At 57.2% G+C, this 18215-nt stretch carries 19 protein-coding genes and 1 pseudogene; 8 read left to right on the top strand and 12 right to left on the bottom strand.

From position 1 onward, the window contains the following. Nucleotides 1-103: 103 nt before the first annotated feature. The 6 genes from trpB to radC form a co-directional block, all read right to left on the bottom strand. Entirely contained in the window at nt 104-1342 is a 1239-nt protein-coding gene (trpB, locus tag ACZ1GM_RS07430; RefSeq protein WP_472678476.1) for a tryptophan synthase subunit beta, read from the bottom strand. Further along, entirely contained in the window at nt 1339-1971 is a 633-nt protein-coding gene (locus ACZ1GM_RS07435) for a phosphoribosylanthranilate isomerase (RefSeq protein WP_472678477.1), read from the bottom strand. The genes trpB and ACZ1GM_RS07435 overlap by 4 nt, the downstream gene beginning before the upstream one ends. 7 nt (nt 1972-1978) lie before the next feature. Beyond that, on the bottom strand, nt 1979-2653 hold the full coding sequence (pyrF, locus tag ACZ1GM_RS07440; protein ID WP_472678478.1) for an orotidine-5'-phosphate decarboxylase: 675 nt from the start codon (nt 2651-2653) through the stop codon (nt 1979-1981). Next, nucleotides 2653-2988: a LapA family protein gene (locus ACZ1GM_RS07445; RefSeq protein WP_472678479.1), complete on the bottom strand. Its 336-nt coding sequence runs from the start codon at nt 2986-2988 to the stop codon at nt 2653-2655. Before ACZ1GM_RS07445 ends, pyrF begins: the two co-directional genes overlap by 1 nt. An 87-nt stretch (nt 2989-3075) precedes the next feature. Next, entirely contained in the window at nt 3076-4389 is a 1314-nt protein-coding gene (gene purB, locus ACZ1GM_RS07450; RefSeq protein ID WP_472678480.1) for an adenylosuccinate lyase, read from the bottom strand. Between the two features lie 79 nt (nt 4390-4468). Beyond that, the gene (radC, locus tag ACZ1GM_RS07455) at nt 4469-5221 is read right to left on the bottom strand and encodes a RadC family protein (protein WP_472678481.1); all 753 of its coding nucleotides are present in this window, start codon (nt 5219-5221) and stop codon (nt 4469-4471) included. Nucleotides 5222-5282: 61 nt separating this feature from the next. On the opposite strand from radC, the gene ACZ1GM_RS07460 reads away from it, so the two are divergent. The 8 genes and pseudogenes from ACZ1GM_RS07460 to ACZ1GM_RS07495 all read left to right on the top strand — a co-directional run bounded on the left by ACZ1GM_RS07460 (nt 5283) and on the right by ACZ1GM_RS07495 (nt 11819). Next, nucleotides 5283-8510, top strand: a complete 3228-nt coding sequence (locus ACZ1GM_RS07460) for an intermembrane phospholipid transport YdbH family protein (RefSeq protein ID WP_472678482.1) — start codon at nt 5283-5285, stop codon at nt 8508-8510. Nucleotides 8511-8530: 20 nt separating this feature from the next. Next, complete coding sequence (locus tag ACZ1GM_RS07465; RefSeq protein WP_472678483.1) at nt 8531-8689, top strand: YnbE family lipoprotein; 159 nt, start codon at nt 8531-8533, stop codon at nt 8687-8689. Between the two features lie 28 nt (nt 8690-8717). After that, nucleotides 8718-9107 (top strand): YdbL family probable chaperone protein, encoded by a 390-nt coding sequence (locus ACZ1GM_RS07470; RefSeq protein WP_472678484.1) that lies wholly within the window; start codon nt 8718-8720, stop codon nt 9105-9107. Between the two features lie 145 nt (nt 9108-9252). Then, a pseudogene (locus ACZ1GM_RS07475) lies at nt 9253-9574 on the top strand (AtpZ/AtpI family protein). A gap of 84 nt (nt 9575-9658) precedes the next feature. Further along, complete coding sequence (locus ACZ1GM_RS07480) at nt 9659-10411, top strand: F0F1 ATP synthase subunit A (protein ID WP_472678519.1); 753 nt, start codon at nt 9659-9661, stop codon at nt 10409-10411. A 40-nt stretch (nt 10412-10451) separates the two neighbouring features. Continuing rightward, a complete protein-coding gene (locus ACZ1GM_RS07485; RefSeq protein WP_040964046.1) occupies nt 10452-10679 on the top strand; it encodes a F0F1 ATP synthase subunit C in 228 nt (75 codons plus the stop codon). Nucleotides 10680-10762: 83 nt separating this feature from the next. Then, nucleotides 10763-11254: a F0F1 ATP synthase subunit B family protein gene (locus tag ACZ1GM_RS07490; protein ID WP_472678485.1), complete on the top strand. Its 492-nt coding sequence runs from the start codon at nt 10763-10765 to the stop codon at nt 11252-11254. Further along, a complete protein-coding gene (locus ACZ1GM_RS07495; RefSeq protein WP_472678487.1) occupies nt 11247-11819 on the top strand; it encodes a F0F1 ATP synthase subunit B family protein in 573 nt (190 codons plus the stop codon). The genes ACZ1GM_RS07490 and ACZ1GM_RS07495 overlap by 8 nt, the downstream gene beginning before the upstream one ends. Before the next feature lie 73 nt (nt 11820-11892). Here the strand turns inward: ACZ1GM_RS07495 and ACZ1GM_RS07500 are convergent, their stop codons facing one another. From ACZ1GM_RS07500 to aroA, 6 genes are all read right to left on the bottom strand, one after another. Further along, complete coding sequence (locus ACZ1GM_RS07500) at nt 11893-12867, bottom strand: NADPH:quinone oxidoreductase family protein (RefSeq protein WP_472678488.1); 975 nt, start codon at nt 12865-12867, stop codon at nt 11893-11895. Between the two features lie 6 nt (nt 12868-12873). Continuing rightward, the gene (gloB, locus tag ACZ1GM_RS07505; protein ID WP_472678490.1) at nt 12874-13629 is read right to left on the bottom strand and encodes a hydroxyacylglutathione hydrolase; all 756 of its coding nucleotides are present in this window, start codon (nt 13627-13629) and stop codon (nt 12874-12876) included. A 92-nt stretch (nt 13630-13721) separates the two neighbouring features. Beyond that, a complete protein-coding gene (gene rpsA, locus ACZ1GM_RS07510) occupies nt 13722-15428 on the bottom strand; it encodes a 30S ribosomal protein S1 (RefSeq protein WP_472678491.1) in 1707 nt (568 codons plus the stop codon). Between the two features lie 460 nt (nt 15429-15888). Next, nucleotides 15889-16512: a (d)CMP kinase gene (locus ACZ1GM_RS07515; protein ID WP_472678492.1), complete on the bottom strand. Its 624-nt coding sequence runs from the start codon at nt 16510-16512 to the stop codon at nt 15889-15891. Further along, entirely contained in the window at nt 16509-16769 is a 261-nt protein-coding gene (locus ACZ1GM_RS07520) for a CBU_0592 family membrane protein (RefSeq protein WP_472678493.1), read from the bottom strand. Before ACZ1GM_RS07520 ends, ACZ1GM_RS07515 begins: the two co-directional genes overlap by 4 nt. After that, nucleotides 16766-18058 (bottom strand): 3-phosphoshikimate 1-carboxyvinyltransferase, encoded by a 1293-nt coding sequence (gene aroA, locus ACZ1GM_RS07525; protein ID WP_472678494.1) that lies wholly within the window; start codon nt 18056-18058, stop codon nt 16766-16768. The genes ACZ1GM_RS07520 and aroA overlap by 4 nt, the downstream gene beginning before the upstream one ends. Nucleotides 18059-18215: the final 157 nt, after the last annotated feature.

The raw sequence follows: 18215 nt of genomic DNA on the forward strand, positions 1-18215 counted from the left end.
CGCCAATCATGTTCCCGGAGGATCATCGTTTCAATCATGTAGTAGCCGGCAGCAAAAGACGACGGAATTGCAATAGCAGCGATCGCTAGACGCCAATCGTACCTCAAATCTCCACTCCCAGCTTTTCAGCCACGGTGAAGATGTCCTTGTCGCCGCGTCCGCACAGATTCATCAGGATGATCTCATCCTTGCGCATCAGTGGTGCCTGCTTCGCAACCGCCGCGATGGCGTGGCTGGGTTCGAGCGCAGGAATGATCCCCTCGGTCCTACACAGAAGTTGGAAGCCCTCCAACGCCTCGTCATCGGTGACAGCAGTATAGTCTACGCGGCCACTCTCTTTCAGCCACGCATGCTCTGGTCCGATACCGGGATAATCGAGGCCAGCGCTGATTGAATGACCCTCAGTGATCTGACCATCTTCATCCTGCAGCAGGTACGTCTTGTTGCCGTGCAGTACGCCGGGTGATCCGCCGAGCAGGCTTGCGGCATGCTCGTCGCCATCAAGACCGTGGCCGACCGCTTCAACGCCCAGCATCTTGACCTCCGGATCGTCGAGAAACGGGTGGAAGAGGCCCAGCGCATTCGAACCGCCGCCAATGCAGGCAATCAACAGGTCCGGCAGTCGGCCCGCACGGTTTTGCATCTGTGCGCGAGCCTCGCGCCCGATCACGCTCTGAAAGTCGCGGACCAGCTCCGGATAGGGATGCGGGCCTGCCGCCGTGCCGATGATGTAGAAGGTGTCATGGACGTTCGCGACCCAGTCGCGCAGTCCTTCATTCATCGCGTCTTTGAGTGTCGCACCGCCGCTGGTGACGGGCACAACTTCCGCGCCGAGCAGCTTCATACGGAAGACGTTTGGTGACTGCCGTTTTACGTCCTCTGCGCCCATATAAATCACGCAAGGCAGGCCAAAGCGCGCGCAGACCGTAGCGGTCGCTACGCCATGCTGACCCGCGCCGGTCTCCGCGATAATCCGCGTCTTGCCCATGCGGATTGCGAGGAGAATTTGCCCGATGCAATTGTTGATCTTGTGCGCGCCAGTGTGATTGAGTTCGTCGCGCTTGAACCAGACCTGCGCACCCATTCCATCAGCTGCGTCTTTACGCAGTTCCTCGGTCAGCCGCTCGGCAAAATAGAGCGGGGAGGGGCGCCCCACATAATGCTCTAACAGATCATCAAACTCGGCCTGAAACGCGGGATCAGCCTGCGCTGCGCGATATTCACGTTCCAGATCGAGGATCAGCGGCATTAGCGTTTCTGCCACATAGCGTCCGCCGAACTGGCCGAAATGTCCACGGTCATCTGGCTGATTGCGGAATGAATTGGGAGTTGCGTCTGTCATACTTGTCGCGCCGCCTCGCAGAACGCCTTTATCAAGTCCACATCTTTGACGCCGGGCGCGCTTTCTATGCCCGATGAGGCGTCAACGAGAGGCGCTCCGGTCTGCGCAATTGCATCAGCGACATTCTCTGGCGTCAGGCCGCCGGCAAGCGCCCAATCCATATATGGCTCCCAGCCCTTGAGCAGATCCCATTGGAAACTTGTGCCATTCCCGCCGGGCAGAGCTTTTGCCGGTGCATCGAACAGCAACCGGTCGCAAACGCCGATGAACTTCTTCGAGCGCTCGAGCGTGGCTTTCTCGCGCAGGCCAAGCGCGCGCCAAGTCTCAGCGCCGATGGTCTTCTTGACCAGGCTCATCCATTCGACAGTCTCGCCGCCGTGGAATTGCAGTACATCGGGGCGAATAACGTCATAGGCGCGGGCAAGCTCTTCGGGTTGAAGTGCGCTGGTGACGAGCACCAGTTTGACCGTTTCCGGCACGCGGCGGCGGAGCTTTGCCGCATCTTCCAGCGACAAGTGACGCGGGCTCTTCTCGAAATGGACGAAGCCGACATGCGTCGCGCCTGCGTCCACTGCCGCGTCGATGGTCTCAGGCGTTGATAGCCCGCATATTTTGATCTGTGTAGTCATGAGGTTCCTAGAGCGTAGCCTCGATTGCGCGGGCGGCAGAGACCGGATCCTCAGCCCTCGCAATGGGGCGTCCAATCACCAAGGCGCTGGCGCCATCATCACGCGCCTGACGCGGTGTGACAACGCGTTTCTGGTCACCTGTCGCACTCCCAGCTGGACGTAGACCCGGGACAACAAAAAAGCCCTTTTTCCATTGCTTATGGACGGAGCCAACTTCCTGACCTGAACATACAATGCCGTCGAGCCCTGACGCTTCGGCCAATTCCGCAAGTCGCATAACCTGATCGTGCGGAGAGCCGGAGATGCCCGTGCGGTCGAGATCCTGCTCATCAAGGCTGGTGAGCATGGTGACAGCGACAACCTTCGTGTTCTCCCCCGCTGCGGCCTTTGCGTCCTCCATCATCGCGCGTCCGCCGCTGGCGTGGACCGTCACAATGGCAGGTTCAAGTACGTGGATCGCCTGCATCGCGCCCGCAACGGTGTTGGGTATGTCGTGCAGCTTGAGATCGAGAAAAACCGGCAGCCCCAGATGCGCAATCTCATGCACACCGTGATGGCCATGCGCGCAGAAGAATTCGAGGCCCAGTTTCACGCCGCCAATATGCGCTTTTACGGTATTGATCAGCGCAACGGCCTCGTCGAGCTGAGGCACGTCAACTGCGAGATAGACCGGATTGCTCATCAGCTTTTGTCACCTACCGGATCGACCGGGTTAGGCGGTTCAGGAGTAGTAGACGCCGCAGGTGGCGGTGGCGGCGTCGGACGGTTCGCCGCATTGGTCCGCGCTGCATTTTCCAGCGCGCCGATACGCCGACTGAGCCGCCATTTCGTACCGCGGTGGATCATCCATGCAGGGATAAGCCCGAGAAGAAACGAAATGATCACCAGCGCCGGGATCTTCGTCTCAACAATCATATTCTCCCACAATTTCACCTCGACCGGAGTCCAGTTGAAAGCCGTGAAGACCAGCAGCAAGACAAGTATGATGACCCAAAAGAGCGTGCGAATGATCTGCATGAGGGACGACCTCCCAAATTCCAAGTTGTTAGCCGAATGCTAGGGCGCTTAAGCTGCCCCGTCCAGCCAGTTGTGACCTTCTTGGCCTTACCCGCCAAACACTCGGTCGAAGATCGTGTCGACATGTTTGAAGTGGTAGGCGAGATCGAATTTCTCCTCGAGCTCCGCTACAGACAGCGCAGCTGTGACCTCTTCATCTTGTTTCAGCAGGTCACGAAGCGTGAGTTTCCCATCCGATTCCCACACTTTCATCGCATTGCGCTGCACCAGCCGATAAGCGTCCTCGCGGCTCACCCCAGCTTGCGTCAGCGCGAGCAAAACCCGTTGCGAATGAATGAGGCCACCCATGCGGTCCATATTGGCCTGCATACGCTCAGGATATACGAGCAGTTTCTCAACCACACCAGTCAGTCTGGCGAGAGCAAAGTCGAGCGTAATCGTGGCATCTGGGCCGATAAAGCGCTCGACGGATGAATGCGATATATCCCGTTCATGCCACAGCGCCACGTTTTCGAGCGCTGGCAAAGCATAAGATCGGATCATCCGTGCCTGCCCAGTCAAATTCTCTGTAAGGATCGGATTGCGTTTATGCGGCATCGCTGATGAGCCTTTTTGGCCCGGCGCGAAGTATTCCTCAGCCTCCAGCACTTCGGTGCGCTGCAAATGGCGGATTTCAACGGCCAAACGTTCGATTGATCCGGCAATCACTGCCAGGACTGAGAAATACATGGCGTGGCGATCACGAGGGATAACCTGAGTCGAAACTGGCTCTGGTGTCAGGCCGAGCTTTTCCGCGACATATTCCTCGACGCTAGGGTCAATATTCGCGAATGTGCCGACCGCGCCGGAAATGGCACAGGTAGCGATTTCGGCTTGCGCGGCTCTCAGACGGCCGCGGCACCTGTCAAACTCGGCATAGGCTTGCGCGAGCTTCAGCCCAAAGGTGACGGGTTCTGCGTGAATGCCGTGGCTACGACCGATGGTTGGAGTGTATTTGTGCTCCTCTGCCCGGACTTTGATGGCCTCCAGAAGCTTGTCGAGGTCATTGAGCAAGATGTCGCTCGCACGTGCCAATTGGACAGCCAGTGTTGTGTCCAGCACGTCTGAGCTGGTCATACCCTGATGCATGAAACGCGCCTCGTCGCCGACATTTTCTGCGACCCATGTAAGGAAAGCGATCACGTCATGCTTGGTAACCGCCTCTATCGCGTCAATCGCCTCAACATCGACTTTTGGGTTGGTTGCCCACCAATCCCATAGCGCCTTGGCCGCGCTCTCGGGAACTACGCCCAGATCGCCGAGCTTCTGAGTCGCATGTGCCTCAATCTCGAACCAGATGCGATATTTCGCCTCTGGTTCCCAAATGGCTGTCATATCAGGGCGGGCATAGCGAGGGACCATGAGGTACTCCGAAATAGGATATGTGGCGGTCGAAAGATTGCCGCTGATTTCTGCGCAGGCGGCTAGGCCGCGTCGCAGGTCAAATCAAGCCCTTGGAGCGCAGTGAGGCATGCTGTCCACCGCCGCCGATAATCACATGATCATGAACCACCACGCCCAAATGCTGACCAGCCTCCGCAATGCGGTTGGTTATCGCGATGTCAGCCCGGCTGGGCTCAGGGTTGCCGCTGGGGTGATTATGGACAAGAATCAACGCAGTCGCGCCAATATCGAGCGCTTTGCGAATGACCTCGCGCGGATGGATCGTGGCCTCGTCAATAGACCCTTCGCTGGCGAGATGGTCGAGGATCAATTCGTTACGTGTATTGAGATAAAGAACGCGCACTCGTTCGCGGGTCAGCTCGCCCATATCGAGTTGTAGATAATCGAGCAAGCTCTGCCAACTCCTTAGAATTGGGCGCTTTTCCACCGCTCCGCGCGCCATTCTGCGGGCGGCAAGGGCCACACTTTTTATCGCGGCCGCACCAGCGTCGCCGACGCCATCAACTTGCCGCAGAGCGGTTGCATCAGCATTCAGAACCGCTGCAAATGTGCCGAAACGTTCGATCAACCGTTTCGCAATCGGTTTGGTGTCGCCGCGTCGTATGCCAGCGAACAGAAGGAACTCGAGCAACTCATAGTCGGCAAGTGCGTCCGGACCGCCGGATAACAGCCGCTCACGCAATCGGCCCCGATGGCCAGCGCCAGCGTGTTTAGCTGCCTTACGCGGTGCCTCCGCGCCATAGAGGTCCGATTGATCTTCAGGCTCTCGCAAGGCTGCGCTCGACAACATTCTGAATTAACATGAGCGCCGCATTGCCTTTCGCGGGGATGGCGCGCAAGTGTGAGATGCAATGAACGGGTCAGACGATCAATTGGCAGATGATGTTCCAGAGGTCATGGGTGGGCCGGGCTGGAAGCGTAAGCGTGTCATGTTTTCGCTGGTTGCCATTGGCCTTATTCTGTTGATGTTTCTGGTCGCCTGGCTTTCGCGGGAGCGGATTGCTGGCAATTTCATCGAAAACCAGCTCGCGCAATACGATCTGCCAGCAAGCTATGAAATCGAAAGCATAAGTAGCCGGGAGCAAGTCTTTACCAATATCGTCGTTGGCGACCCGGAAAGCCCTGACTTTACCGCAGACACCGTCTCGGTCGAGATTGAATATCAACTGGGTGCTCCGCGCATCGCCGAAATCGCACTCACCCGACCCCGTCTCTATGGCGAATACCGAGATGGTGCATTCAGTTTTGGAGCGCTTGATAAGGTTATCTTTGCTGACACCGATCAGGCCGCAGAATTACCCGATATGTTTGTTCGCCTTGAAGACGGGCGGGCGTTGATAGAAAGCGATTTCGGCGCTGTTGGCATGAAATTGGCAGGCGAAGGCAATGTGCGCGACGGGTTTGAAGGCATCCTGGCTGCAACCGCACCTGAGTTGAAACTTCAAGATTGCACAGTTCGCGGTGCGACCCTCTATGGCGATTTGGCGACACGAAATGGTGCGCCGAGCCTTAACGGTCCCATGCGTAGTGACTTGCTGACCTGTGCCGGCATAGATTTACGGGTAGATGGACTGGCTGCTGCGATCGAAGCATCCAGCAGCACCGACCTTTCGCAGCTTCGATCAAGAATCGGGATTGAGACAGGAACCATCCGTTATGCTGGCGCGGTGGCATCGCGTGCGCAGGGCGAGGTGCAAGCATCTCTGCGCGATGAAGTCGTCACGCTCGATCATGATGTCACATTGGTTGGTGCACGCCTGCCAGCGCTGACAGCCCGCGAGGCGCGTATTGATGGCACTGCGCGCCTGCGCGACGGGACGGAGCAGTTTGACGTTCGCAGCGAGCTATCGGCTGATGGCCTCAGATTAAACGATGCATATCGGAACAGTTTGGCGCGCCTTTCCCGCTCTGATCAGAGCATCCCCTTTGGACCGTTAATAGGAAAACTCAGCTCCGCATTGCAGTCGCAGCTTGGCAATTCATCGTTCTCGGCGCCGCTGGTGGCGCGAAAATCCGAGGATACGCTGGCTATCGTCGTTCCAGAGGCGGGGTTGACGTCAGGTCAGGGCATACGGCTTTTGTCGTTATCTCAGTTTGAGATGCGAAAGGTTGGCGACGCGCCTATGCGGTTGACTGGCAACCTTGCGACGTCGGGTCAGGGGCTACCCAATATACAAGGACGGATGGAGGATCGCGGTGCAAACGGCGCGATTTTTCGGTTGAGCATGGATCCGTATGAAGCTGACGGCGCGCGCGTTGCGGTTCCGCGTCTGTTGGTTTCGCAGGAAAGAAATGGTGATCTCGCTTTTGATGGTCTGGTCTCAGCGGATGGCGATGTCGCGGGAATGCGCGTGGAAGACCTGACCATGCCATTGCGGGGGCGCTACACTGAACGCGGCGCCCTGATGGTAGGGCGGGAATGTATGGCGGTCAAAGCTGGCTCGGTGACGTTTGCTGAGGCGCAATTCTTGCGGCCATCTGTATCGGTTTGTCCCGGTGCGTCAGGCGCGATTGCACGATGGGTGGGCAACTCTTTGAGCATTGGCGCTCGCATTCCCGATTTTGCGCTCAATGGCAGCCTTGGTGAAGAGCCTCTCCGGATATCAAGCGCTTCAGCAGAGTTCTCCGGCACAAACACACTAACCATGAGCGATCTTATGCTGCAGTACGGTGCAGAGGCCGACATGAGCACAGCGTCGCTCGCGCAGTTGACGGCTGATTTCCGTAATACTCTGTCCGGCACTTTCTCTGGGGCAAGCGTCGCGTTCGCTCCGATAACGTTTGATTTAAGCGATGGCGAGGGGGCTTGGACCTACGCAGACGGACGGTTCGAGGTGCCAAGTTCTCGCTTCCTCGTTAGCGATCGCGCTGACTTTGATCGATTCAATCCGTTGGAGGCAGTCGACGGCTTTGTGGAATTTGTGGATGGTTCGTTTTCGGCCTCTGCAATGCTCATAGAGCCTAACAGCCGACGTGAGGTGGCTCGTCTTGCGATGGAGCACGACCTTCCATCGGGCGCTGGCTCCGCCAATATCGGTGTGCCGGGCATCGTGTTTGATGACGCGCTTCAGCCCGAAGACTTGTCTGAGTTCGCCAAAGGTGTGATTGCTTTGGCTAGGGGAACTGTCACGGGATCTGGGCGCGTTGACTGGAATGGCGAGAATATCACATCCAGTGGAGCGTTCTCGACCGGTGACTTCGACTTTGCAGCCGCATTCGGACCGGTTGAAGGTGTTAGCGGCACGATCAATTTCGTTGATCTCGTCAATCTCACCACTGCGCCGGGGCAAACCTTGCAGATCGCGTCGGTCAATCCGGGTGTAGAGGCGCGAGACGGGGTGTTGAATTTCGCGCTCACCAATGGCCAGCTCGTGACGGTCGAGGGTGGGAGATGGCCATTTATGGGTGGGGAACTGTTGCTGCGGCCCACCAAACTCAACTTTGCCGTAGAGGAAGAGCGTAACTACATTTTTGAGATCGTCGGGCTGGACGCGGGAACTTTTGTTCAAACACTGGAGCTTAGCAATCTCAGCGCGACGGGCAGCTTTGACGGCACCCTGCCGATTGTATTCGACACTGATGGTAATGGCCGGATTGAGCAGGGGCTGCTGATATCGCGCGCGCCGGGCGGCAATGTCTCCTATGTGGGTGAGCTGACTTATGAAGACGTGGGCGCAGTCGCGAACTTTGCCTTCGATGCGCTGCGCAGCCTCGACTATACGCAAATGACCGTGGGTATGGAGGGGCCGCTGACTGGCGAGATTGTTACGCGGGTTCGCTTTGATGGTGTGAGCCAAGGAAGCGATGCCAAGCGCAACATTGTGACGCGCCAGCTTGCCAAGCTACCCCTGCAATTCAGAGTGAATGTGCGGGCGCAGTTCTATCAACTGCTGACATCGATGAAGTCGCTTTATGACCCAGCATCTGTACGAGACCCGCGAGATCTGGGACTCCTTGGCGATGATGGCACACGCTTTAGGCGGCCAGAGGAAGAGAACAGCGAAAACAATCCACGGTCGGAAGATGAACAATCGACCGAATCTGTTATTCAGGACCAGGAAAGCGAGAACAGGCCATGAGGGTGGTGAAATTAGGCGGAATGAGTTTGGCGGTAGGTCTCATAGCGGGGTGCGTCACGGTAAATGCTCCTGAGGAGCCCATTGTGATCGAGCTGAATGTGAATATTCGCCAAGAAGTGATTTATCGTCTGGCGGAGGATGCCAATGATACGATCGAGGAAAACGCGGACATCTTTTGATGGACCAAGCGAGATGATGGAAATGAGTATGAAATACACCACCAAAGCAATCCTGGCTGCGACCGCCTTTGCGCTCGCTGTGACCGGCGTGGCGGCTCCTGCAAGTGCGCAGCGCGATCCCGCCTATGCAGCGGCACGATCAGCCGGTGAGGTAGGCGAGAAGATGGATGGCTATCTGGGTGTGGTTGGAGCTGAGACCGCTGCCCTCCGTCGGATTGTCGATGACATCAATATTAAGCGCCGCGCGGTGTATTCGCAGCGCGCGCAATCTGCTGGCGCTACTCTGGAAGAATACGCTTTCACCTCCGGGTGTGTCGCCATTGCAAAAACTGCACCGGGTGAGAAATATCAGGCACCAGACGGCTCTTGGCAGACACGCGGGCAGGGCGCTCCCCTGAGGGACAGCCGCTGCCCCTGAGGGGCTGATCCAATTACTGCTGAAAAGTACTGCCGACAAACGGCGGTCATATGTTGACTCGAATTAGGCCTCCTTCTAAGGGGTGCGCGCCCTCGGCGGGCAAGTCTCTGCCCGTGTCGTGCATCCCCATGAAAAGGATCACAACATGAGCGACGATAAGCCCGCACGGGAACCCATCGCCGAGGATGCGCGCATCGATGCACTTGAAGAGCGGCTAAAAGCTGCTCAAGAGCGCGAAGAGGAACGCAACCGGTACGCAAATTTCCGGAACCGATGCGAATTACCGCAGTGGCAACCGGGTCTTGGCGGACTTGCTTGGCGGTATTCTCGGCGGGACGGTGATCGGCTGGACCATTGACTGGTTTGCCGGAACGTCTCCATGGGGCCTGTTGGTCGGCCTGTTCCTTGGAATTGTGGTGGCTTTCAGAAACATTATTCGTGCGGCGAATGTGCGACCTGATGAATAACCTTTTGAATGGGTTAGGGGCGCATGTTCATATCGATTAGGGATTTCTCTTAAGGTGACAGCCCAACCGGCAAAAGTCGACCCGATGAAGCAATTCGCAATTGAGACCATTGGTCCAAATTGGGAAGTTGCGGGGTTCGATATCTCCTTCACTAACTCTGCGATGTGGATGCTTATCACCACCGTGGTGCTGTTTGTGTTTGTTCTCGGCGGCATGAAGCGTCAGCTCGTGCCCGGCCGTTGGCAGATGATGGTTGAGACGTTCACCGGCTTTATCGACGACATGTTGGAGGCGAACATCGGCAAGGAGGGGCGCAAATATGTGCCTTATGTCTTTAGTCTCTTTATGTTTATCCTGATTGCGAACCTGCTTGGTTTGCTGCCGCTTGGCATCGTCGGGGTGCATCCCTTCACCTTTACCAGTCACTTCACCGTAACTGGCGTGTTGGCGGTCATCAGCTTCTCCATCGTGCTGATCGTTGGTTTCTGGAAGCATGGCATCAAGTTTTTCACGCTGTTTGTGCCGCACGGCACGCCGCTGCCGATGATCCCCGTGATCTTCCCGATTGAGCTTATTTCATTCCTCGTGCGCCCGTTCAGCCTAGCGCTCCGTTTGTTCGTTGCGATGATGGCAGGCCACGTACTTCTCAAGGTTTTGTCGAGCTTTGTGATTGATGGCACAAACGCAGGTGCCGGTTTCGGCCTGCTCGTCGGACTGCCCAGCTTTGTACTGATGATCGGCATCAGCGCGCTGGAGATCCTCGTCGCGGGCATTCAGGCGTATGTTTTCGCTCTTCTGACGTCGCTGTACATCAACGACGCTGAACATCTTCACTAGTACCTTTTCACGATTTCAAGTTTTCCAAAGGAGTTTTCAAATGGAAGTAGAAGCTGCAAAGCTCGTAGGTGCAGGTCTCGCCGCTATCGGTGCTGGAATGGCCGCAATCGGCGTGGGTAACGTCTTCGGTTCATTCCTCGAAAGCGCGCTGCGTAACCCTGGCGCTGCAGATGGTCAGCAGGGTCGCCTGTTCATCGGCTTCGCCGCTGCTGAGCTTCTCGGCCTGCTGGCGTTCGTCGTTGCAATGATCCTGATCTTCGTTGCCTAATGATTGTGATCTTGCCAAGTGGGGCATGCGCTCCGCTTTGGCGAGTTCAATATTGTACCTCTGACGCGTAAAGAGCCTTTTCAATGCCTCAGATAGCTCAGCTAGCAGAGACATATTCTGGCCAGATTTTCTGGCTGCTTGTGTTCTTTGGTTTTACCTTTTTCATCATTGGGCAGCGCATGGTGCCCAAGGTGATGGAGACCGTATCCATGCGTGACAAGCAGATCTCCGATGATCTAGCGGCTGCGCAGGCGGCACGGGACAAGGCCGACGAGCAGGAGGAAGCTTGGCGCGTTCGCGAAAACGAGAACCGTGCCAAGGCTCAGACAATTGTGGCTGAGGCGAAAGCTGACGCTTCGGCGAAGTCAGAGAAAAAGCTGGCTGCGGCTCAGAAACGACTCGACAAGAAGCTGGACGAGGCAGAGGCGCGTATTGCAACCGCTCGGACTGATGCTCTTGCAGAGGTTGAGGCCGTGGCAGCTGAGGCTGCTCAGGATATCGTCCAGCGTCTCGCCGGTGCCAAGGTCACCAAACCAACTGCCGCAAAAGCGGTGAAGGCGGCAATGCATGGCTAACGGAGCGCCTGAACTTTTCGAGGTAGAACCAGCTGAAACATTTCAGGCTGAGGCTGCTGGCGAAGTCGTCAAATACACGGAACCTTCGCTGTGGGGGCTGGAGCCCTACCAGTGGGTTTCGATCTCGATGTTGGTATTGATCCTGATAGCTGTCTTTGGCGCCAAGGTTCACAAGTCGATTGCGGGCGGCCTTGATAACAAGATCGCTGAGATTAAGCAGCAGCTGGATGAGGCGAAGAGCCTGCGAGCTGAAGCGGAAAAGCTACGTGATGAGTATGCCCAAAAGATCGCTGGCGCCGAGAAAGACGCCGAAGCGATGATTGAGGGTGCTCAGAGTGAGGCCGACGCGATCCTCGCCAAGGCCGAAGCTGACAGCAAAGCGATGGTGGAGCGCCGCAAACGTATGGCGGAAGACAAAATTGCTGCTGCCGAACGTGACGCTATAGAGGATGTTCGCAACCGTGCGGTTGCTGCTGCGGCAAGCGCAAGCAAGTCCTTGATCGCTGAAAAGCACACTGCGGCCGCTGATGCGAAATTGGCGGATGAGGTTATTGCAGGGCTCTGAGTTCGCATAGCTTCGTGAGCCAGAAGAAGGGCGGCCTGCGGGCCGCCTTTTTTACGCGGGGATATAGGTGTGGCTAGGGGGCGAAGATCACCTTGCCGATGATCTCACCGTTCTCCATCGCCTCAAAACCTTCGCGCCATCGCTCCAACGGCAGTTTTCGGTCGATATGCGGTGTGATGCGTCCTTGAGTTGCTAGGTCGTCAATTGCAGCAAAGATGCGCTGAGCGCGATCAGGAAAGCGGCGGCAATATTCGCCTGCGCGTACACCGACCACAGAAAACCCCTTGATCAAGGGGATGTTGACCGAGATTTCAGAAATGCGCCCCGCGACGAAGCCGACTACGAGGAGTTTGCCGCCAAAGGTTACGCAGCGCGTGCTTTCATCAAAGACATTACCGCCGACAGGATCGAATACGAGGTCACAAAGCCGACCATCGGTCAGTTCGCTGACTTCTTCACGGAAACGCCCATGGTTGAGAATGGCAGCGTTCGGCCTCGCAATGTCACGCAAGGTGCCCAGTTTCGCTTCACTATGGGTTGCCGCGATTACCTTTGCACCGAGGGCCTTGGCCAGGTCGCAGGCAGCCAAGCCGACCCCACCGCTCGCGCCATGGATCAAAACGGTTTGGCCAGGCTCAATCTGACCCAACTCGACCAGGGCCACATAGGCAGTCTGGTAAGCCGCACCCATCGCCGCTGCAGTATCAAGCGACACACCCTTTGCTACCGTCCGTAGAGATTTGGCGGCAAGTGCGGCATATTCGGCCATAGCGCCGGTTTTCGCCCCACCAACCACTAGATCACCTGGTGAGAAGCTACTGGTCGAGTCGGCCTCGACCACTTCCCCAGCCAGTTCCATGCCCGCCACAAATGGCGGCTCTGGCTTGAATTGGTACTTTCCCTGCGTCATCAGCAGATCGGGGTAGTTAAGGGAGGCGGCGTGAACGCGGACCAACACCTCTCCCTCACCGCACTTCGCGATCGGGAGCTCCGCCAAACTGACGCCGCTCAGGTCATCGCTCAGATGTTCAACCTGTAGCGCTCTCATCAGGAGCTAGAAATTATCCTTGGCGCTTCGCAGAGCGGCAAAGGTCTCGTGTGGCGCATCGCCACCCCAGCGGGCCATCATCGCCGGATCATCTGCGCGCAGAAAGGGGTTGGTCTCCAACTCGCGCGACAAGACCGTCGGAACGGTCGGCTCGCCCCGCGATCGCTTGTCCATGATTTCTGCGACGTAAGCTTGCAGGGCCTCGTTTTCCGGATCCGCATGGATCGCAAACTTGGCATTCGCTTCGGTATATTCGTGTGCGCAATACAGCTTAGTTGCGGTCGACATTCGCTTGATCCGTCCAAGGCTGGTCCAGAACTGCTCTGGCTCACCCTCAAACATGCGGCCACAGCCCAATGCGAACACGCTGTCGCCCACAAATGCGATACCTTCCTCCACAATGTGAAAGGCAATGTGCCCGTTCGTGTGGCCTGATACATCGATCACCGTCGCCTGATGCTCGCCTAGATTGACTGTATCGCCATGGCTAACCACGCGATCAATGGGCGACAGCTTCTCAACCTCTTTTGGTGCTAAAACGCGCGCACCAGTTGCCTCGATGATCGCCTTGTTTCCTCCCGCATGGTCAGGATGCCAATGGGTGTTCCAAATATGCGTGATTTTCCAGCCCTTAGCCTCGGCCTGACGTAGATATTCCTCAGCATCAGGCGTGTCGATTGCAGCTGTCTCTCCGGTCACGGAGTTGTGAAGGAGAAATCCGTAATTATCGGACAGGCAAGGGAATTGATGTATCTGGAGCATGGCCTCACATGTAGGGCATCACGCCCCTATAGGAAAGGCCCGTCCTCCGCATGGGAGAACGGGCTTTCTAAATCCCAGCATTCGTTTCGCGCTTAGTCGTCTGACTTCTTGAGCGCTTCGCCAAGAATGTCGCCAAGCGACGCACCCGAATCGGATGAACCGAACTGTTCGACTGCCTCTTTCTCTTCGGCGATCTGACGCGCCTTGATTGAGAAGTTTGGCTTCTTCGAACGGTCAAAGCCAGAGACCATGGCATCGACTTTCGCACCGGTCTGGAAACGATCAGGACGCTGCTCGTCGCGGTCGCGACCGAGGTCGGTACGCTTGATAAAGCCGGTTGCACCGTCTTCGCCAACTTGCACCTCGAGGCCGCCATCGCGAACTTCGAGAACTGTGACGGTTACGACCTGACCTTTGCGCAGCGCGCTTGAGTCGGCACCGTCGGCAGTTGGCGCGCCTTTTTCGAGCTGCTTCATGCCTAGGCTGATGCGCTCTTTGTCGGCATCGACATCGAGAACAACGGCTTCGACTTCTTCGCCCTTGCGGTGCAGGGCAAGCGCGTCTTCACCCGAGATGCCCCAAGCGATGTCTGACATGTGAACCATGCCGTCCACGTCGCCGTCGAGGCCAATGAACAGACCGAACTCGGTTGCATTCTTGACTTCGCCGTTGACCTTGCTGCCCACGGGGTGCTTTTCGGCAAACTCTTCCCATGGGTTGCGCTGAGCCTGTTTGAGGCCAAGTGATATGCGACGCTTCTCTGAGTCGACTTCCAGAACCAGAACATCAACTTCCTGGCTCGTTGAAACGATCTTGCCAGGATGAACGTTCTTTTTGGTCCAGCTCATTTCAGAAACGTGGACGAGGCCCTCAATACCAGGCTCGATCTCAACAAATGCACCATATTCGGTGATGTTGGTCACGGTGCCAGAAAGCTTCATGCCCAGTGGGTATTTCGCAGCAACGCCATCCCATGGATCGCTTTCAAGCTGCTTCATGCCCAGGCTGATGCGCTGTGTTTCTTCGTTGATGCGTACGATCTGAACAGTCACGGTCTGACCGATTTCGATCATCTCGCTTGGGTGATTGACGCGCTTATAGCTCATGTCAGTGACATGGAGCAGGCCGTCAATGCCGCCGAGATCCACGAACGCACCGTAGTCGGTGATGTTCTTCACAACACCGTCGATCACCTGACCTTCGGCCAGCTTGTCGATCAATTCGCTGCGCTGTTCAGCACGTGTCTCTTCCAGAACGGCACGGCGCGAAACGACGATGTTGCCGCGGCGACGATCCATTTTCAGGATCTGGAACGGTTGAGGCATGTCCATCAGCGGGGCAACATCGCGCACGGGGCGGATGTCGACCTGACTGCCGGGCAAGAAGGCTACGGCGCCGTCAAGGTCGACCGTGAAGCCACCTTTGACGCGGCCAAAGATGCGGCCTTCGACACGCTTGCCTTCGCCAAATTCGTTTTCGAGCTTGTCCCATGCAGCTTCGCGGCGTGCGCGGTCACGGCTGAGCATTGCTTCGCCATCGGCATTTTCAACGCGGTCAACGAAGACTTCGACTTCGTCGCCAACACCTGGCGCGGTCTCTGCTTCGGAGCGTTGGAATTCTTTGAGGTCAACGCGGCCTTCGCTTTTGAGGCCTACGTCAATCATGGCCATACCGTTTTCGATGGCCGTTACGGTGCCTTTTACGACGCGGCCTTCAAAACCGCCATCTGCTGCACCGCCAAGTTGTTCGTTAAGGAGCGCTTCGAAATCGTCGCGCGTTGGGTTGGGCGAAGTCGCCATAAGTCAGGGGTATCCTGTATTTCATTTTGCTACCGGCCACCGGTTTTGAGCCTTCGCTCTTTCCGGGGTCTTAATCTGTCTCCGCCGCACTATTGCGAGGGCTAACAGGGCAAGAGGGCCGTATTCCGCAAGAGGCCGAATGCCCACATGCGGGTTCTTTCAATCCAGTTGATTGCGAGAACGCTGGCGCGCTTATGGGAAAGCGCGCAGAAAAGCAAGAGTTTTGGGGCTTTTGACGCCGATGCCGGGCCAACACAGACCAAAAGGCAAATCCTACTGGATGGAACACATGGAACACGGTCCAGGCAGAAAACTTTTGGCGTACCCACAAGGGGCGCATTTCGGCGCGAATCTGCGGGTTAGGGGAGGTGAAATCGACCATTGCGCCATGGGTCTGACACGGTGATCGGAATGTAGGAAAGCACTTTTCAGGATGTGCAGTTCGCAAGGCTATTTCCCGTTAGGACGCAAGTTGCGCCTCGACCGCTTCGATGACTGCCGCCACCGCTTCGTCGCGATCGAAATGGGTGGTATCAAAAATGATCGCGTCCGCTGCCGGTATTAGCGGGGCATCCTTCCGGTTCATGTCGCGCGCATCACGTCGGGCGAGATCTGCCTCGATCTCTTCTAGCGTCGCGGTCTCCCCGCGTCCGACCATTTCTGCGTGGCGCCGTTTGGCGCGTGCCTCGACCGAGGCGGTGACGAAGAGCTTTACATCGGCATCCGGAGCAATGACGGTGCCTATGTCGCGGCCATCCAGCACTGCGCCCCTCTCTTGCTGAGCGAACGCGCGCTGGCGTTCGAATAACGCTTGGCGAACCGCTGGGTGCACCGATACGCGGCTTGCAAGGCTACCGGAGCCTTCCGAGCGCAGGATGTCATCTTCCAGCAGGCTGTCGGGAAAGCTGCACGCGGCTAGCGCATCCTCAGGACCATCTGGATCACCACCATTCAGCGAGACTTGTCGCCCAACAGCACGATAAAGTAGCCCCGTGTCGAGATGCGGTAGGCCGAAATGTTTGGCGACCTCCTTGGATATGGTGCCTTTGCCCGATGCCGTTGGGCCATCGACTGCGATGATCATTGTGGCGCCTTCCTTGCCCGCAACGCTTTCGCGAGCCCAAACAGTGCAATCGCGGCCCAAAATCCCTCCAGCATCAGGCTTGGCCAATTAGTGTGGACCATTAGCGAAACCGTCAAAAGCGCCGCACCAGCCAGATTTGTACCGTGCAGAATGAATGGGTTGGGCGAGTCCTTGAATGTCAGATAGGCATACGCCGCGATGATGCAGGCTGTGCCGACAAAGCCAACCAATGTGGCCCAGTCCAATGGCGCATTCATGCTGATGCCTCTGCCAGCAAATCGGTGAAGTTGGGAAAGCTGGTCGCAATCGGTTCGATGCTGTCCACTTCAACGCCTGCTGCGCTGGCGAGGCCCGCCACTGCCATGCTCATCGCGATGCGGTGATCGAGATGGGTCGCGACGCGACCGGCCTTTGTGCCGCTGAAAGGGTTGCTGCCGGTTCCGGTGACGACGAGACCATCCTTACGTTCATCGACCTCCGCGCCCACAAGTTTCAACGCGACGGCCATGGCAGATAGGCGATCACTTTCCTTGACGCGCAGTTCTTCCAGGCCGGTGGTTGTGGTCACGCCCTCCGCCAAAGCAGCGGCGACGAAAAGTACCGGAAATTCATCGATCATTGACGGCGCGATGGCGGGGTCCACCTCGATGCCTTTTAGCGCAGAATGCTGAACGCGCAGGTCCGCGACAGGCTCGCCGCCAACTTCGCGTGCGTTCAGTTCTTCGATCTGACCGCCCATCTGACGCAAAACATTGACTATGCCCGACCGCGTCGGGTTCAGGCCAACATTTTCGATTACCAAGTCGCTGCCCGGTGTGACCAATGCCGCCACAATGAAGAATGCAGCTGAGGATGGGTCTCCGGGTACTTCGATGTCGCACGGCGTCAGATCGCAAGGGCCTTGCACGCTGATATGCCGCTCTCCGTCAATCTCTTCAACTTCGATATTCGCGCCGAATCCGCGCAGCATCCGTTCAGAATGGTCGCGCGTGGGCACGGGCTCGATAACGGTGGTGATGCCCGGCGTGTTCAGCCCAGCAAGCAATACCGCACTTTTTACCTGAGCGCTCGCAACAGGCAGCCGGTATGTTATCGGCACGGCTGGCTCACACCCTTCCATCATCAGTGGCAAAGTGCCACCGGGGGATGGCGTAAACTGTGCGCCCATGGTGCTCAGTGGATCGATAACGCGGCCCATGGGGCGGCCCGAGAGGCTGGCATCGCCAACAAAGCTCGCGCTGATTCCATGGCTGGCGAGCAGACCCATAAGCAGCCGTGTGCTCGTGCCGCTATTGCCCATATCGAGCGCTTGTCCGGGTTGCAGCAGACCGCCGACACCCACCCCATTGATGATATAAGTGCCATTATCTTCGCGCTCTATGGTGGCGCCCATCTGCCGCATTGCCTCGGCAGTCGCGAGCACATCTTCGCCTTCTAGCAAGCCCGATACGCGTGTCTCACCAATGGTCAGTGCGCCAAGCATTAGCGATCTGTGGCTAATCGATTTGTCACCAGGAACGCGAATGCGACCGGTCAACGGTCCCATTGGAGAAAAGCGATGTGCGGTCAAAGCGGTATGAATCCTGATATGAGCGTATGACTAAGCGAGCGCGTCTTTGACAGTGCCTCTGCGTTCTGGCAAGGCGCGCCGCGCTGATGATGCGCACGTGATTCCGCGCCCTTGCAAAGAGGGATGTCGACAC

The organism is Qipengyuania sp. JB2-7 (assembly GCF_055693485.1).

Excerpts from the sequence above, each read along its gene's own strand:
- trpB (WP_472678476.1), bottom strand. The coding sequence starts at position 1,342 with ATGACAGACGCAACTCCCAATTCATTCCGCAATCAGCCAGATGACCGT.
- ACZ1GM_RS07435 (WP_472678477.1), bottom strand. The coding sequence starts at position 1,971 with ATGACTACACAGATCAAAATATGCGGGCTATCAACGCCTGAGACCATC.
- pyrF (WP_472678478.1), bottom strand. The coding sequence starts at position 2,653 with ATGAGCAATCCGGTCTATCTCGCAGTTGACGTGCCTCAGCTCGACGAG.
- ACZ1GM_RS07445 (WP_472678479.1), bottom strand. The coding sequence starts at position 2,988 with ATGCAGATCATTCGCACGCTCTTTTGGGTCATCATACTTGTCTTGCTG.
- purB (WP_472678480.1), bottom strand. The coding sequence starts at position 4,389 with ATGGTCCCTCGCTATGCCCGCCCTGATATGACAGCCATTTGGGAACCA.
- radC (WP_472678481.1), bottom strand. The coding sequence starts at position 5,221 with ATGTTGTCGAGCGCAGCCTTGCGAGAGCCTGAAGATCAATCGGACCTC.
- ACZ1GM_RS07460 (WP_472678482.1), top strand. The coding sequence starts at position 5,283 with ATGAACGGGTCAGACGATCAATTGGCAGATGATGTTCCAGAGGTCATG.
- ACZ1GM_RS07465 (WP_472678483.1), top strand. The coding sequence starts at position 8,531 with ATGAGTTTGGCGGTAGGTCTCATAGCGGGGTGCGTCACGGTAAATGCT.
- ACZ1GM_RS07470 (WP_472678484.1), top strand. The coding sequence starts at position 8,718 with ATGAAATACACCACCAAAGCAATCCTGGCTGCGACCGCCTTTGCGCTC.
- ACZ1GM_RS07480 (WP_472678519.1), top strand. The coding sequence starts at position 9,659 with ATGAAGCAATTCGCAATTGAGACCATTGGTCCAAATTGGGAAGTTGCG.
- ACZ1GM_RS07485 (WP_040964046.1), top strand. The coding sequence starts at position 10,452 with ATGGAAGTAGAAGCTGCAAAGCTCGTAGGTGCAGGTCTCGCCGCTATC.
- ACZ1GM_RS07490 (WP_472678485.1), top strand. The coding sequence starts at position 10,763 with ATGCCTCAGATAGCTCAGCTAGCAGAGACATATTCTGGCCAGATTTTC.
- ACZ1GM_RS07495 (WP_472678487.1), top strand. The coding sequence starts at position 11,247 with ATGGCTAACGGAGCGCCTGAACTTTTCGAGGTAGAACCAGCTGAAACA.
- ACZ1GM_RS07500 (WP_472678488.1), bottom strand. The coding sequence starts at position 12,867 with ATGAGAGCGCTACAGGTTGAACATCTGAGCGATGACCTGAGCGGCGTC.
- gloB (WP_472678490.1), bottom strand. The coding sequence starts at position 13,629 with ATGCTCCAGATACATCAATTCCCTTGCCTGTCCGATAATTACGGATTT.
- rpsA (WP_472678491.1), bottom strand. The coding sequence starts at position 15,428 with ATGGCGACTTCGCCCAACCCAACGCGCGACGATTTCGAAGCGCTCCTT.
- ACZ1GM_RS07515 (WP_472678492.1), bottom strand. The coding sequence starts at position 16,512 with ATGATCATCGCAGTCGATGGCCCAACGGCATCGGGCAAAGGCACCATA.
- ACZ1GM_RS07520 (WP_472678493.1), bottom strand. The coding sequence starts at position 16,769 with ATGAATGCGCCATTGGACTGGGCCACATTGGTTGGCTTTGTCGGCACA.
- aroA (WP_472678494.1), bottom strand. The coding sequence starts at position 18,058 with ATGGGACCGTTGACCGGTCGCATTCGCGTTCCTGGTGACAAATCGATT.